This window comes from Amycolatopsis sp. NPDC102522, from assembly GCF_055584485.1.
Genome location: NZ_JBVJLY010000018.1, coordinates 69,652 through 82,496, shown reverse-complemented (window position 1 = coordinate 82,496; position 12,845 = coordinate 69,652). Strand labels below are relative to the sequence as shown.

18 protein-coding genes and 1 riboswitch are annotated in these 12,845 nt (G+C 68.8%); of the genes, 11 read left to right on the top strand and 7 right to left on the bottom strand.

Annotated features, from left to right (window positions below; genetic code table 11):
- Positions 1-39 precede the first annotated feature (39 nt).
- Entirely contained in the window at positions 40-798 is a 759-nt protein-coding gene (locus tag ACZ6YV_RS32115; RefSeq protein WP_465513180.1) for a D-Ala-D-Ala carboxypeptidase family metallohydrolase, read from the top strand.
- Between the two features lie 6 nt (positions 799-804).
- Here ACZ6YV_RS32115 and ACZ6YV_RS32110 read toward each other — a convergent pair whose 3' ends face one another.
- The 4 genes from ACZ6YV_RS32110 to ACZ6YV_RS32095 are packed head-to-tail and all read right to left on the bottom strand — an operon-like array spanning position 805 to position 4,569.
- The gene (locus ACZ6YV_RS32110) at positions 805-1,437 is read right to left on the bottom strand and encodes an NUDIX domain-containing protein (protein ID WP_465513179.1); all 633 of its coding nucleotides are present in this window, start codon (positions 1,435-1,437) and stop codon (positions 805-807) included.
- Positions 1,434-2,627 (bottom strand): adenylosuccinate synthetase, encoded by a 1,194-nt coding sequence (locus tag ACZ6YV_RS32105; protein WP_465513178.1) that lies wholly within the window; start codon positions 2,625-2,627, stop codon positions 1,434-1,436. Before ACZ6YV_RS32105 ends, ACZ6YV_RS32110 begins: the two co-directional genes overlap by 4 nt.
- Positions 2,624-3,598, bottom strand: coding sequence for a hypothetical protein (locus tag ACZ6YV_RS32100; RefSeq protein WP_465513177.1), 975 nt, complete (start codon positions 3,596-3,598; stop codon positions 2,624-2,626). Before ACZ6YV_RS32100 ends, ACZ6YV_RS32105 begins: the two co-directional genes overlap by 4 nt.
- Before the next feature lie 2 nt (positions 3,599-3,600).
- Positions 3,601-4,569 carry an adenylate cyclase gene (locus ACZ6YV_RS32095; protein ID WP_465513176.1) on the bottom strand — a complete coding sequence of 323 codons (969 nt, stop codon included), beginning with the start codon at positions 4,567-4,569 and terminating at the stop codon, positions 3,601-3,603.
- Between the two features lie 155 nt (positions 4,570-4,724).
- Here ACZ6YV_RS32095 and ACZ6YV_RS32090 point away from each other — a divergent pair, with 155 nt between their 5' ends.
- Together ACZ6YV_RS32090 and ACZ6YV_RS32085 are read left to right on the top strand one after the other, a co-directional pair.
- Entirely contained in the window at positions 4,725-5,660 is a 936-nt protein-coding gene (locus tag ACZ6YV_RS32090) for a hypothetical protein (protein ID WP_465513175.1), read from the top strand.
- 123 nt (positions 5,661-5,783) lie between these two features.
- A complete protein-coding gene (locus ACZ6YV_RS32085) occupies positions 5,784-6,113 on the top strand; it encodes a hypothetical protein (protein ID WP_465513174.1) in 330 nt (109 codons plus the stop codon).
- 16 nt (positions 6,114-6,129) lie between these two features.
- Here ACZ6YV_RS32085 and ACZ6YV_RS32080 read toward each other — a convergent pair whose 3' ends face one another.
- Both ACZ6YV_RS32080 and ACZ6YV_RS32075 read right to left on the bottom strand, forming a co-directional pair.
- On the bottom strand, positions 6,130-6,510 hold the full coding sequence (locus ACZ6YV_RS32080; RefSeq protein ID WP_465513173.1) for a hypothetical protein: 381 nt from the start codon (positions 6,508-6,510) through the stop codon (positions 6,130-6,132).
- 23 nt (positions 6,511-6,533) lie between these two features.
- Positions 6,534-6,752: a hypothetical protein gene (locus tag ACZ6YV_RS32075; protein ID WP_244199987.1), complete on the bottom strand. Its 219-nt coding sequence runs from the start codon at positions 6,750-6,752 to the stop codon at positions 6,534-6,536.
- 25 nt (positions 6,753-6,777) lie between these two features.
- Here ACZ6YV_RS32075 and ACZ6YV_RS32070 point away from each other — a divergent pair, with 25 nt between their 5' ends.
- The 7 genes from ACZ6YV_RS32070 (at position 6,778) to ACZ6YV_RS32040 (ending at position 10,748) form a co-directional block, all read left to right on the top strand.
- A complete protein-coding gene (locus tag ACZ6YV_RS32070) occupies positions 6,778-7,113 on the top strand; it encodes a hypothetical protein (RefSeq protein ID WP_465513172.1) in 336 nt (111 codons plus the stop codon).
- Positions 7,114-7,351: 238 nt separating this feature from the next.
- Entirely contained in the window at positions 7,352-7,585 is a 234-nt protein-coding gene (locus ACZ6YV_RS32065) for a hypothetical protein (protein WP_005150017.1), read from the top strand.
- A gap of 37 nt (positions 7,586-7,622) precedes the next feature.
- Positions 7,623-8,258 carry a CDP-alcohol phosphatidyltransferase family protein gene (locus tag ACZ6YV_RS32060; RefSeq protein ID WP_465513171.1) on the top strand — a complete coding sequence of 212 codons (636 nt, stop codon included), beginning with the start codon at positions 7,623-7,625 and terminating at the stop codon, positions 8,256-8,258.
- 63 nt (positions 8,259-8,321) lie between these two features.
- Entirely contained in the window at positions 8,322-8,705 is a 384-nt protein-coding gene (gene gcvH, locus ACZ6YV_RS32055) for a glycine cleavage system protein GcvH (protein WP_378236880.1), read from the top strand.
- Between the two features lie 125 nt (positions 8,706-8,830).
- On the top strand, positions 8,831-9,298 hold the full coding sequence (garA, locus tag ACZ6YV_RS32050) for a glycogen accumulation regulator GarA (protein WP_016334077.1): 468 nt from the start codon (positions 8,831-8,833) through the stop codon (positions 9,296-9,298).
- Positions 9,295-10,056 (top strand): transcriptional regulator FtsR, encoded by a 762-nt coding sequence (gene ftsR, locus ACZ6YV_RS32045; protein WP_378236879.1) that lies wholly within the window; start codon positions 9,295-9,297, stop codon positions 10,054-10,056. Before garA ends, ftsR begins: the two co-directional genes overlap by 4 nt.
- Before the next feature lie 218 nt (positions 10,057-10,274).
- Positions 10,275-10,748, top strand: coding sequence for a bifunctional nuclease family protein (locus ACZ6YV_RS32040; protein WP_005150031.1), 474 nt, complete (start codon positions 10,275-10,277; stop codon positions 10,746-10,748).
- Positions 10,749-11,115: 367 nt separating this feature from the next.
- Here ACZ6YV_RS32040 and ACZ6YV_RS32035 read toward each other — a convergent pair whose 3' ends face one another.
- The gene (locus tag ACZ6YV_RS32035) at positions 11,116-11,730 is read right to left on the bottom strand and encodes a TetR/AcrR family transcriptional regulator (protein WP_465513170.1); all 615 of its coding nucleotides are present in this window, start codon (positions 11,728-11,730) and stop codon (positions 11,116-11,118) included.
- Positions 11,731-12,027: 297 nt separating this feature from the next.
- On the opposite strand from ACZ6YV_RS32035, the gene ACZ6YV_RS32030 reads away from it, so the two are divergent.
- On the top strand, positions 12,028-12,609 hold the full coding sequence (locus ACZ6YV_RS32030; RefSeq protein WP_125794182.1) for a MerR family transcriptional regulator: 582 nt from the start codon (positions 12,028-12,030) through the stop codon (positions 12,607-12,609).
- Positions 12,610-12,655: 46 nt separating this feature from the next.
- Positions 12,656-12,757, top strand: a riboswitch (glycine riboswitch).
- The last annotated feature ends 88 nt before the right edge of the window (positions 12,758-12,845 follow it).

The window sequence follows — 12,845 nt, the reverse complement described above, 5'->3', positions numbered from 1 at the left end:
ACGGGTCTCACCTTCCCTGCTTTGAAAGGTGTTCCTGTCATGCGCATTCGTTTCCTCCTGCCGATGCTCGCCCTCGTGGCCGGGCTCGGTACCGCGGTGGCCACCCCGGCCGCCGCCGATCCGGGCCCGGTGACGGCGGGCGACATGTCCGTCGCCGACGCCTGTTACTCCTGGGGACGCACGTTGTCCGAGGGCGCGTCCGGTGAGGACGTCCGGCAACTACAGATCCGGGTCGCCGGTTATCCCGGTTACGGTGGCGTGCTCGCCATCGACGGCCAGTTCGGCGCGGGCACCAAGGCCGCGGTCACCCGCTTCCAGCAGGCGTACGGGCTGGGCGCGGACGGCGTCGCCGGATCGGCCACGTTCACGAAGATCTACGCGTTGCAGGACAACGACTGCTCGCCGGTCAACTTCACCTTCGCCGAACTGAACCGGTGCAACTCCGACTGGTCGGGCGGCAACGTCTCACCCGCGACGGCGAAGGCCAACGCGCTGGTGTCGATGTGGAAGCTGCAGGCGATGCGGCACGCCATGGGTGACCGGCCGATCACCGTGAACGGCGGCTTCCGCAGCGTCGCCTGCAACAACGCGGTCGGCGGAGCGGCCGCCAGCCGTCACCTCTACGGCGACGCGGTCGACCTCGGGGCGGGCTCGCAGGGTTTCTGCGGGCTGGCGCAGCAGGCCCGTAACCACGGGTTCAGTGAGATCCTCGGGCCGGGCTACCCCGGCCACAGCGATCACACGCACGTCGCCCACCGGGCCAACCGGTTCTGGTCGGCGTCCTCCTGCGGGATCTGACCGGCGTCATTCCCAGCGCCACAACGACGGCGGCCGTCCTCCCTTGGGGAGGGCGGCCGCGTGTTCGGTGGTGCGCCGCAACCCGGGGACCCGCTCCATGGTCCGGCCCAGATTGGCCGGATAGGGGCGGTCCCCGGTCAGCGCTTCGGTCGCGTCCAAGGCCTGTGCCGTGGTGAAGATCGGGCCCAGCAGCCCGGCGGTGAAGGCGACGTCCCGCCACAGTTTGTCGGCCAGCAGCGGACGGCAGTCCGCGACGATCCGGTCGTGGTCGAAAGCCAGCGGAGGAACCTCGGCCAACGGCGTCCACACCACGTTCCCCGGATCGTCGAGCGCGGGGGACGTGGTGGCCCACAAGGCGACCGACAGCGTCGGGCCCCGGGGATCACGGTTCGGCTCGTCGAAGGTGGCGAGCTGTCCCGTCGCCGAGAGCGCGTCCGGCGGGAGCCCGAGTTTGGCGACCGCCGCCCGCCCGGCCGCGTCCCGCAGCCGCTCCCCGAGCCCGAGCAGCACCCCGGGCAGGGCGAGTTCCCCCGCGAACGGCTCGGCGGCTCGCGGCGCGATTCCCAGCAGCACTGTCCTGGTGTCAGGGTCGAACCGCACCACGAGCACGTCCACGGACACCGGCGTCGACTCGATCACGCGTTGATTGTCGACCTTGCCTCAGCGACCCGGTAACCGGCCCTGTCCGGGCCGTACCCGGCGACGGCCACTGGCAGCCGTGCGCTGAACCACGCCAGCGGATCCGAGAGTTCGACGGCGGGGGAGCCGTCGCCGGGCACGACCTTCAGCCCGGTCGCGTCGAGGTGGGTCACCGCGAGCGCGTCCACGCCGTCGCAGGCCGCGATCGCGTAGTCCAGCAGTGCCGCGTCGAGATGGCCCGCCCGCCACGCGCCTTGGAACTCGCCGGTTCCGTTGTGCGCCTCGGGAAAGCGGGCGAGCACGGCGGCGGACTCGGTGGGCAGCGGCCCCGCGCCGTGCCGGGTGAGATAGGTCCGCGTGACACCCACGACCGTGTGCGGGCGCCCGCCCAGCAGCTCGCGGGCGTTGTGCGGGGTGGTGGTGGACCAGGTCGTGTGCGGATGGAACCCGTGGTGTTGGTCGAGGAGAACCCCCTGCGCTCCCTCGAAAACCAGCCTTCCGGCATCCGCGAGCCGTCCCGTTTCGGCCCCGTCGGTGATCCGCACCGCGTCCGCGAAATCGCGGTACAGCGCCACCAGTTCGTCCACGCTGTGCGACGGCGTGGCGAGCGGCGCGTAGAACCGCGCGAGCGCGTCCAGTTTGCGCCGCAGCACCGACGGCCGGGCGCAGTCGGCGACCGTGGGCGCTTCCCCCGGCGTCCCGATCACCTCCTGGTTCTCCACCACCTCGCCCGGCACGGCCCCGGGCAGCAGCGAATACCAGACGGTCTCGCCGATGCCCTTCCCGCAGGAGCCGTGCCGGTTCGCGCCGCGGGCCTCCTCCCTCGCCCGGTTGGCGTGGATATGGAACGGGGTCGTGAGGAGGGCTTGACCGTCCACACTCAGCAGCGACAGCGGATTCCGGACGCCGACGGCTTCGAGCCGCCGGGCTTCCGAGGCCAGCGCGAACGGCTCGACCAGTACGAACCGTGAAAGGTGGGTGGGCACGCCGGCGAACGTGCCCGCCCCGAACTGGCTGAAGGTGTGGTGCCGCCCGTCCGCGACGACGTTGTGCGCGGCCTGCGCGCCCCCGTTGAAGCGGACGACGGCGGTGGTGGGCCCGGCGGCGCAGAGCGCGTCGACCACGGCTCCCTTGCCTTCGTCGCCGAAGCCGAGCCCGACCACCACCACGTGCCCGGCAAGCGGACTCATCGCAGCACCACGTCGCTCGGGCCGCCTGGCTCCGGGATCGCCGAGGTGACGACAGACTTGGTGCCCAGTTTCGCCAGCGCCTTGCCGACAGCCTTGCTCTCGGCGACCGAGCCGACGTCCGCGAGATCGGCGAGCGCCCGGTCGACGTCGACGACCCGTTCCTCCAGCCCGATCGTGGCCGCGATCAGTTCGCACACCGCGCCGGGGTCGTCGAGTTTGAGGAAGTTCTGGCCGAGCAGGCCGCTCCAGTGCTCGCCGATCTCCGGGTCGTTGTAGTACGAAGACTGGTTCGGCAGCACGAAGTAGACGTGCCACTTGCGGGCCAGCTCCCGGTACACCGACGCGGGATCGATGTCTTCCCGGACGTCGTCGCCGAGCACCCGGCGGATGTGGCGGGCCTCCAGCGCCGGCTTGTTCAGCTCGTCACCGATGAGGAACAGATAGCCCTTGCGGCCGCGGTTCCGCCACGCGTCGGTGACCACGTGCCGGGCCATGAAGTAGGCGGCCAGCTCGTAGGACTCGCTCTTCTGCCCGCCGCCACCGCCTTCGAGGAAGATCGTGCGCAGCTGCTCGTCCATCCGGTTGTCCGACTCGAACTGCCCGATCTGCAACGGGACCCGGTCGCTGTCGGCGTCGCCGATCGCGCCGAACAGCACCTGTGGGTCGGCGAGATAGCCCCGGCGCTTCAGCAGGCCGTGCAGTTTTCCGAGCTTGCCCTGCATGATCCGCGGTACCCGGCGCATCGAGCCGGTGACGTCGAACAGCACCGCGATCGGCGTCGAATCGGTGTGGTCGGCCGAATCCCGGCATTCCCGGACGGCGTTCTTCGGATCGAGCGCGGCCGCGGCCTTCCAATCCTTCGCGGGTTTGGCGCGTAGGTCGGCGCTGTAGCCGAAATCGTCCTCGCCCTTGGCCGCGCGGAAGGTCTTCGCGGCGGCGTAGGCGTTGTCGTCCCAGTGTCCGTGTCCCATGGTCAGGCTCCTGTCTCGGGGATGGTGAAGGGGCGGAAGGTGCGGGGTCCGTACAGCTCGCCGAGCAGGTCGTCGTACTCGTCGAGCAGATCGACTGCGTCGGGTCGCTGTGCCGGGTCTTCTTGCGTGCACCACGTGGCGAACGCGCGTTGGCGGGTTTCCGCGGGCGACAGCAGGGAAAGCATCAGTTCGTGAAGCATGTGGACGTCGGTGGCCGTGGTCATCGGCTGTCCTTTGCGTACTTCGGGCGGGTATCGGAGGGAGTTGTCCGCCGCCAGCGGAAGCGCCCCGTCTTCGACCGCGAAGGACCAGCCGATCAGGACGATCCCGTGCCGTCCGGGGTGGACGAGCACGTTGTCCGCGGTGAGATGGCCGTGGACGACGCCCGCGCGGTGCGCGCCCGCCACGGCGCGCAGCAGGCGCCGGTGCATCCAGGCGTAGTCGCGGCCGTCGAGCCCGCCCGGGAAGGCCTTCGCGATGTCGGCGAGGGTGACGAACCCGTCGACGAGCGGATCGAGGACGCTGAACGCCCGGTCGCCCCGCGCCACCGGACCCGAAGTGTCGAGCAGCCGCGGGTAGTAGGGACGCAGCCAGCGGTGCCGTTCGGTGAACCCGTCGAGCGTGCGCAACGCCGCCCACTCGGCGTGGATCAGCGGGTTGAGCGCCGGGTCGCGGACGAGTTTGACCAGGTGAGGGCCGGTGGTGCGGTAGGTCGTCGCGACACTGCCCACCGCGTGCGGGGCGGTGAGGGTGTAGGCCGACGTCGCCGTCGTGACGGTCTGGCGCTGCGCGCGTTTCCAGTCGGAGTGAAGACGGTTGAGGGTGGCGGCCGCCCGGTGGGCGCGGGGGTCGCCGGGGTTGCGGTCGGGATGGAGCGCGGCCGCCAGATCGCGGTAACGGTGGTGGGCGAACAGAGTGGCCGCATCGATCGAACTCTCGATCATCGTCACGGCGTCGTCCCTGGTGAGCATAGTTTGAGTCTAGAGGACTCTTACCTTGGCCCGCAAGGGGGCCCCTGGTGGTCGAGGAGGACGAAATGACCGCGGAAATGGTGGGCGTAGGTACAAATCCCGTGCCGTCGGACCCGTCGAAGAATAGACTGGATCGGTCGGACAAGGGGGTGTCGATGACTTTTCAGGAAGTGTCTCGAAAAGGCAGGACGCGGCCGGAAACGGTGGCCGTTCTGGTCGTGCTCGGAATCGTCCTGGGATTCATCGCGGCTTTCGCCGGACGGTGGGCCGCCGAGGGGCTGGCCGATTCTTACGACGTGCGCGCGGTGGTTTCCGTGTCGGACTCCACGACAACCGAAGGGCAGAACGGTCCGCACACCACCTACGAGACCCTGGCGATCACCGAGGACGGCCGCGCGATCGAACTGCCGACGGATCGGACGTTCGGCCTCGCGGAGCCTGTGGTCGCGAAGCTCTCCTCGGTGACGGACCGGGTGTTGTCCGTGCGCGGGGCCACCGCGGTCGTGGAGGCCCATCACCCGTGGGAGAAGACCACGGCGATGTCGATCGGCGGAGCGCTCTTGATCGCCGGGGCCGTCCTGGCGTTCTCGGTCGTGAGGCCGGTGACCGCGCGGAAGGCACTGTCGTTCCTGGCAGGCTTCGTCTTCGCCGCGTATGTCGTGCTGGCGCCACTCGGTTTCGGCGGGACGGCGTACCGCGACGCGGCCGATCCCGTCCCGAACCTGTGGGAACACCGCCGCGAGGCGTGGGGGCCGCCGCCGGTGATCGGCAAGGGGCAGACCGCCGTGTCCGGCGAGTCGGCCGTGCGTGTCGTCGACAGCCTGCCGAAACCGCCCGAAGGGGCCGAGGCGTGGCTGAGCGGGTTCCACGTCCTCACCTTGCGAGTCGAGGCGTCCCGCCTGGGTGACACGGCGCTGGAGCTGTCGGCCGACGAGCACGGCTCTCCGCGACGGGCCGAGGGCTGCGCGGGCGCTCCTGGCGCTTTCGACGGAACCGCGGGTCTCGTCTGTTTCGTGGTCCCGGCCGGATATCTGCCGAAGTACCTGGTTGTCGGAAAACTCGATCGGGAAGCCTTGCTGACGCTTCAGTGATCCGAGGAAAGGAACTCAGTGCCGGACGAACCGCGGAATTCCAGAATTCTTTTCCGAGTGCTGTTGGCCGGGATCCCGTACGTCTTCCTGGTGTGTGTCACCTGGGGAGATTTCGGTGATTACGTGAGTGAACTGAACACCGGCGAGGAAGTCACCGTCACCGAGATCTCGGGGTGCGCCGAGGGAGGAGCGCCGATGAGCGGGGTGATTCCCTACTGCTCGGGGGAGTGGCGGTTCGACGACGGGCGCACCGGTCGCGGGAGCATCAAGGGTGACAAGGCCGAGGAGGGCGACAAGATCTTCGCCGGCGATGGATTCGTCTATCGGTCGAGGTCGTCACTGATCTGGAGCGTGTCGGTGGTCGGGTTCTTCGGCCTTGCCCTGCTGGGGATGGCGATCGGCCTCGGCGTCCTGTACCGGCTGGACACGGTCCGGCGGCGTCGGAAGAAGTGACGCCGCCGGGTGCCCGTCAGAGCCGGGTCGCTTCGATCTGCCGCTCGTCCTCGGTGGAACAGCTCGTCACCGGATCGTTCGGCCCGCTCCCGCAGGTCCAGGAACCGATCACCACCGGCCCGGGGCCCTGCGGCGAAGCGGCTTCGGCGGGCGTCAGCTTGGTGAAGTAGTCCGTGAGCACCTGGGTCGCTTCGGCGCACTCGGTCTTTCCGTGCGCGACGACCTTGTTCTTCGAACCCTGGGGCCCGGCCACCTCGCCACAGGGTGTTCCGGCGGCGGCGGCCGGCGCGGCCGCGGGGGAGGACGGCGGCGGCGCGGCCGCGGGAGCGGGATCGGCGCCACAGCCGCTCAGCAGGACGACGGCGAGCGCGGCGGGAACTACGGCGAGGCTCTTCATGGGCCCTTCTTCTCGGGGATGGTTCATTCGACGGGGACGACGGCGGCGAACACGTTCTGCTCGCCCTTGCTGCAACTGGTGCCGCCTTGCGCGGCGGGGGCGCCGGAGACGCACAGCCAGCCGTCGACGGTCTCGCTGACCGGCTCGTCCGAGCCCGCGGACTGGCGTCCGGCGATCCTCTTGTGGAACGAGCCGACGATGCCGGTCGCGTCCGCACAGGAGACCCCGGGCCCGTTGAGCACCTGAAGGGTCAGCCCGCTCGCCGCGGTGACCGTGCCGCATGAACCCTGTACCGGTTCAGCCGGCTTCGGCTTGGGGGCGGGATTCGGGGCGACGGACGAACTCGGCGCGGTCTGGGACGGGATCGGCGGTAGCGACGGGCTGGTCACGACCGAAGAGGGAACAGGCGGCGAGGACGGCGTCGAGGTGACAGGCGGTGGCGGAGCTTCGCCCGAACAGGCGGCGAGCGTTCCGGCGACGGCGCAGGCCGCGAAGAGGCGCCGCCAGGTTCCCGTGGTCGTCGAGACGGGCAAGGCGATCCTTTCGTCGGCCGGTCGTGGCCGGCCCATTCTGACCCGGCCGGGCCCGATGCCGTGGCATTGAGCCACGTTCGATTCGCGGGAGGTTATCGCGCCGACGACGCGGCGGTACGCGAGGACCGCCCAAGTACTGTCCATTGTGGACAATTAACATGCCGTTCACGGCGTGACAACACCCTGCTGTCGTCGCGAACCGATCGGACGAATCCGGCCCGGAACCGTTAACACGCGGGCCCGTTCTGCCGAAAACAAAGGTAGCGCTCCGGCGTGTCCCAGTCCCCGTCACCGAAACCGTGAGAGCGATGAAGACCGACGAACAGACCGATCCCGCGTCACCCCAGGCCACCGCACCGGCGAACACGGAGCTGCCACCGACGGCACCGTGCACCGTCGTCTGGTGCGGCGGCCGCCCGTACGTCCTCGAGAGCTCCGCCGGCCACACCCGCTGGATGGGCACCGACCACCGAGGCAGGCCCGTGGCGCTGACCAGCGCGGACCTGCAACGCCGCGGCTGGACCCACACCCGGGCCAGCTGACGCGGGAGGACCTGCCGCCGCTGGATAGGCTGAGCGGGTGAGTACGCCCCCCGAACCGAGCGTGACCAGCGAAGAGCCTTCTTTGCTGCGGCAGGCCCTGAACGTCCCCAACATGCTTTCGATCCTCCGGCTCGCCGGGGTGCCGGTCTTCCTCTGGCTGCTGCTCGGCCCGAAGGAGGACGGCTGGGCGCTCGCGCTGCTCGTGTTCAGCGCGCTCACCGACTGGCTCGACGGCAAACTCGCCCGCTGGCTCAACCAGATGTCGCGGCTCGGCCAGCTGCTCGACCCCGCCGCCGACCGGCTCTACATCCTCGCGACGCTCATCGCGTTCCTCATCCGCGACATCGTCCCGTGGTGGGTGGTGGTCCCGCTGGTCGTGCGCGAGGCCGTACTGGGCGTCTGCGTGCTGGTGCTCCGCCACCGCGGGTTCGCCCCGCCGGAGGTCACCTACATCGGCAAGGGCGCAACCTTCGTGCTGATGTACGCCTTCCCGTTCCTGCTGGTCACCCAGGGCGGCTCCGACATCGCGGCCATCGCCCGGCCGATCGGGTACGCGTTCACGGCGTGGGGCGCCGTCCTGTACGTCTATTCGGGCGTGCTGTACGTCGTCCAGACGACCCGGGCACTGCGAACGGCCGATCCGGCGGGCTCACGGGAGGCGCCGGGCGCGTGACCCGGCGGGATGCGAAACTGCGCGCGTCGGTTTCGAGCGAGAGCATCGGAAAGGGGAGCGGCGTTGTCCACTCCAGAAGAACTGCGCTACACCGAGGAACACGAGTGGGTCTCCGTCCGTGACGGAGGGCTCGTGCGCGTGGGCATCACGGAGTACGCCCAGGACCAGCTCGGTGACGTGGTGTTCGTCGAACTGCCCGAGGTCGGCAAGCAGGTCGGCTCGGGCGACGCGTTCGGCGAGGTCGAGTCGACCAAGAGCGTTTCGGAGCTGTTCGCCCCGCTCGACGGCGAGGTGGTCGCGGTCAACGACGCGGTGACCGACTCACCCGAGCTGATCAACAGCGACCCCTACGGCGAGGGCTGGCTGATCGAACTCCGTCTCGACGACGCGAGCTCGGTCGAATCCCTGCTCGAGGCGGAGGCGTACCAGGCGCTGATCAAGGAATAGCCGCAGGCCGCGGCCCTCCGGGAAGAGTAGGGGGAGCCGCGGGCCGGAGTTTCGATCAGGCACGGTACGTTTGACCTCCACACGTTCTTGAGTAGTGGCAACACACATGCGTTAGGAGAGCTCAGGTGAGCACGAACGACGGGCCCGGCGTTCCCCCGGAGCAGTCTCCGGAGCGGACTTCTGTCTTCCGGGCCGACTTCCTGGCCGACGTCGAAGGCACTGAGGCTCCTCCGGCTGCCGAGGCCCCCGTCCAGGGTGTGGACGCGCTTCCCGCGGGTTCCGCGCTGCTGGTCGTCAAGCGCGGCCCGAACGCGGGTTCGCGCTTCCTGCTGGACCGCGACACCACCAGTGCGGGACGGCACCCGGACAGCGACATCTTCCTCGACGACGTCACGGTTTCCCGGCGGCACGCCGAGTTCCGCCGTGAGGGTGGCGAGTTCGTCGTCATCGACGTCGGCAGCCTCAACGGCACCTACGTCAACCGCGAGCCGGTCGACCAGGCCGTCCTCGCCGGTGGCGACGAGGTGCAGATCGGCAAGTTCCGCCTGGTCTTCCTGACCGGCCCGGGTTCCGGGGGCCAGGGGGCACGGTGACGGCGGCCGGGCGGCCTGATCGGGATGCGTCGCAGCGCGATGGGTTGAGCATCGGGGCCGTGCTGGCACAGCTGCGCGGCGACTTTCCCGATGTCACCATCTCCAAGATCCGGTTCCTCGAGGCGGAGGGTCTGGTCCAACCGGGCCGGACCCCGTCCGGGTACCGGCAGTTCGCTCCGGCGGACGTGGAGCGGTTGCGGTTCGTCCTGTCCGCCCAGCGGGATCACTACCTTCCGTTGAAGGTCATCAAGGAACAGCTGGACGCGGCGGATCAGGGCGCCGCGCCTTCGGCGGAACTGCCCAAGCCGCCGCGGAAACTCGTTTCGCTCGAAGCTCCCGGGGAAAACGGCGGACTGCCGTCCCCCGGGGACTTCGAGACCGATCGCGAGATCAGGCTGACCGAGGAAGATCTGCTCCGCCAGGCCGGCATCGACGCCGCCACCCTGGCTGAGCTGCGGCAATACGGTCTCGTCCGCCCAGGAGCGGCGGGTTTCTTCGATCCCGACGCGGTCCTCGTGGCGAAGACCGTGAAAGCGATGACCGAATTCGGTATAGAGCCGAGACATCTGCGTGCCTTCCGGGCCGCGGCCGACCGCGAGGTCGGCCTGCTGGAGCAGATCGTGACCCCGGTGTATCGGCATCGTGACGAGGACGCCCAGGCGAGGGGCGACGAGGTCGTCCGAGAGCTAGCCGCACTGACCGTGGCGTTACATACGCTCTTGGTGAAGGCCGGAATACGGGCTGTCACGGGCGGTTGAGTGGTTCCGGGGACGGGGAACCGTCGTGAGGCCACTTGTCAATGACTGAATGTTCGGCATCCAATGCCGTACCGTGGAGTTGGGTTTGCCGCGGGCGAACCGAGAATGTCGGAGACAGCGAGCACAGCGCTCGGAAGACGGGTAGCGTCGGGACTGCCGTCGCTTGGTCGTCGAGACAAGCGTTGCGGCCCGTGCGCACGAGAGGGAGGCGAAGCCCGATGAGCGAGATGCGCGTCGTCGGCGTGCGGGTGGAGCTACCCGCGAATCAGCCGATCTTGTTGCTGCGGGAAACCGAAGGCGAGCGTTACCTGCCGATCTGGATCGGCTCGGTCGAGGCCACCGCCATCGCCTTGGAGCAGCAGGGAGTCCGCCCGGCCCGTCCGCTCACCCATGACCTGCTCAAGGAGGTCATCGGGGCGCTGGGCCGCGAGCTGGAACAGGTCGTCATCACCGATCTGAAGGAAGGCACGTTCTTCGCGGAGCTGGTCTTCGACGGGGACATCCGGGTTTCGGCACGGCCGAGCGATTCGGTGGCGCTGGCGCTGCGGGTGGGGGTGCCGATCCACGCCGTCGACGCGGTGCTGGAGGAAGCGGGCCTCATCATCCCCGACGAGCAGGAGGACGAGGTCGAGAAGTTCCGCGAGTTCCTCGACTCCGTCTCGCCCGAGGACTTCCGCGGCGCGGACACCTGATCACATCCTGAGATCTTGAACGAAGGGGCGGCGCCGGTGGCGCCGCCCCTTCTTCTTGCGTGTGGTGATGCTTCGGCCGGGTGCGCGGCGAGGGTGTCTTGGGTGCCTGCCGGGTTCTGGCTGCGGCTGCTCGCCGGTCCGGTCCGTGAAGGCCTCCTTCCCTCGGCTGAGCCGAGGAAACTCGACCTTCACACCTTCCCTAAGTACGTGAAGGACCCCTTCATTGCGCCTAGCGCAATGAAGGGGTCCTTCACGTATCTCAAGCGGGGCAAGGGCTCGGAACCGAGGCGGTCCAGGTGGTCGTGAGTGTCTTGGGTCGTTAGAACGACACAAAACACTCACGACTGCCCCCAGCGAATCCGGGCCCTCAGGCCGCGGTCGCCTTGACGAACAGATCCGCCAGTTCCCGCCCGTACCGCTCCAAGTCCACCTTCGGGTCCGCCGCGAACCTCGCGGCGACACCGTCGACGGCCTGCGCGATCGACAGCGCCATCACGTCGGCCGCGAAGCCGCCGAAAGAGCCGTCCTGCTGCCCCTGCCGGAGCTGGCGTTCGAGCCGCCCGGTCCGGAACTCCTCGACCATCGGCGCCGACATGAACCAGCCCTCGGCGTCCGAGCCGCTCGAGCCCATCTCGACCATGACCCGCACCAGTTCCGGGTACGAGCCGAGGAACGCGATCTCCGACTCGATGTAGCCGCGCAGGAGCCCGGCCCGGTCGGTCGTGCCCTGGATCCGCTCCTCGAGGAACTTGTCCTTCATCCCGGTCGCGGTGGTGACCACGGCCTGCATCAGGCCGGCCTTGTTGGTGAAGTGGTACGAGATGATCCGGGTGCTGGACAGTCCGGCCCGCTCCTTGATCTTCGCGAACGACGTCTTGTGGTAGCCGAGGTCGGAGATCGTCGCGATCGTGGCGCCGACGATCTGGGCCCGCCGTGCGGCTTCGGTGACCGACAGCCCCAGCTCCGCCTGGACCTCTTGCATGGCACTTTGGGTGGAGGGATTTACTTGCATGAGTAAAAAATAACACGACCGAGTAAAAGCGGCAAGCGCGCGGCCGAACGGGGGACTGGCCCTGGTAAGCCTCAAGAAGAGCTTGAGGTCGACCGCGCGTCGCGTTGACCGCTTTGCCGGACGCGCTTACCGTCAATGGAGGTAAATCGCCAAGGTGTGATTCGGATGTCTGGGGCATTCGTCTTGACGGTTGACTCCGGTGCGGACTCACGTGGGTCCGCGCGGCTTTGTTCGCCGGCCGCCAGGTCGGGCGAGGGGAGGCATGGCGTGGTCGAGGCTGGTAGCCCTCAAGAGCCGCTCGTTCCGGTCGCTGACGGCGAGCAGGGCGAGCTGTTCCCAGACTCTTCCCTCCCGGACGAACTCGTCGGCTACCGCGGTCCCGCCGCCTGTCAGATCGCCGGGATCACCTACCGGCAGCTCGACTACTGGGCCCGGACGAAGCTGGTCGCGCCGAGCATCCGCACGGCGCACGGTTCCGGTTCGCAGCGGCTCTACTCGTTCAAGGACATCCTCGTCCTGAAAGTCGTCAAGCGCCTGCTGGACACTGGCGTCTCCCTGCAGAACATCCGCGTCGCCGTCGACCATCTGCGGCTGCGCGGAGTCCGCGATCTCGCCAGGGTCACCCTGTTCTCCGACGGCACCACCGTCTACGAGTGCACCTCGCCCGAAGAGATCGTCGATTTACTCCAGGGCGGACAGGGCGTTTTCGGCATCGCGGTCAGCGGGGCGATGCAGGAGATCAGCGGCACCATCCACGAGTTCCAGGCCGAGCGGGCCGACGGCGGAGTGATCGAGACCGTCACGCCGGACGAGCTCACGCAGCGCCGTAACGCACGTCGCACCGGCTGATCATGAAGCCGCGTGAGCGGCAGGGTAGGCTCACTTCCGCGGTCGACGAATCCGCGCGGGAGAGACCGAGTCGATAACCGTTGAGCTCGGCGCCGAAGGAGCAAGTCCTCCCCGGAACCTCTCAGGCACCCTGGACCGCGCGGACGAGACGCCTCTGGAAAGTGGTTCGCCAGGTCACAGCCTGGCGGCCCCGCCGACGGTGCAAGCCCGGCTCAACACTCGGGCGAAACTCTCAG

Excerpts from the sequence above, each read along its gene's own strand:
- ACZ6YV_RS32100 (WP_465513177.1), bottom strand. The coding sequence starts at position 3,598 with ATGGGACACGGACACTGGGACGACAACGCCTACGCCGCCGCGAAGACC.
- ACZ6YV_RS32090 (WP_465513175.1), top strand. The coding sequence starts at position 4,725 with ATGACTTTTCAGGAAGTGTCTCGAAAAGGCAGGACGCGGCCGGAAACG.
- ACZ6YV_RS32095 (WP_465513176.1), bottom strand. The coding sequence starts at position 4,569 with ATGCTCACCAGGGACGACGCCGTGACGATGATCGAGAGTTCGATCGAT.
- ACZ6YV_RS32040 (WP_005150031.1), top strand. The coding sequence starts at position 10,275 with ATGAGCGAGATGCGCGTCGTCGGCGTGCGGGTGGAGCTACCCGCGAAT.
- ACZ6YV_RS32080 (WP_465513173.1), bottom strand. The coding sequence starts at position 6,510 with ATGAAGAGCCTCGCCGTAGTTCCCGCCGCGCTCGCCGTCGTCCTGCTG.
- ACZ6YV_RS32035 (WP_465513170.1), bottom strand. The coding sequence starts at position 11,730 with ATGCAAGAGGTCCAGGCGGAGCTGGGGCTGTCGGTCACCGAAGCCGCA.
- ACZ6YV_RS32065 (WP_005150017.1), top strand. The coding sequence starts at position 7,352 with ATGAAGACCGACGAACAGACCGATCCCGCGTCACCCCAGGCCACCGCA.
- ACZ6YV_RS32115 (WP_465513180.1), top strand. The coding sequence starts at position 40 with ATGCGCATTCGTTTCCTCCTGCCGATGCTCGCCCTCGTGGCCGGGCTC.
- ACZ6YV_RS32105 (WP_465513178.1), bottom strand. The coding sequence starts at position 2,627 with ATGAGTCCGCTTGCCGGGCACGTGGTGGTGGTCGGGCTCGGCTTCGGC.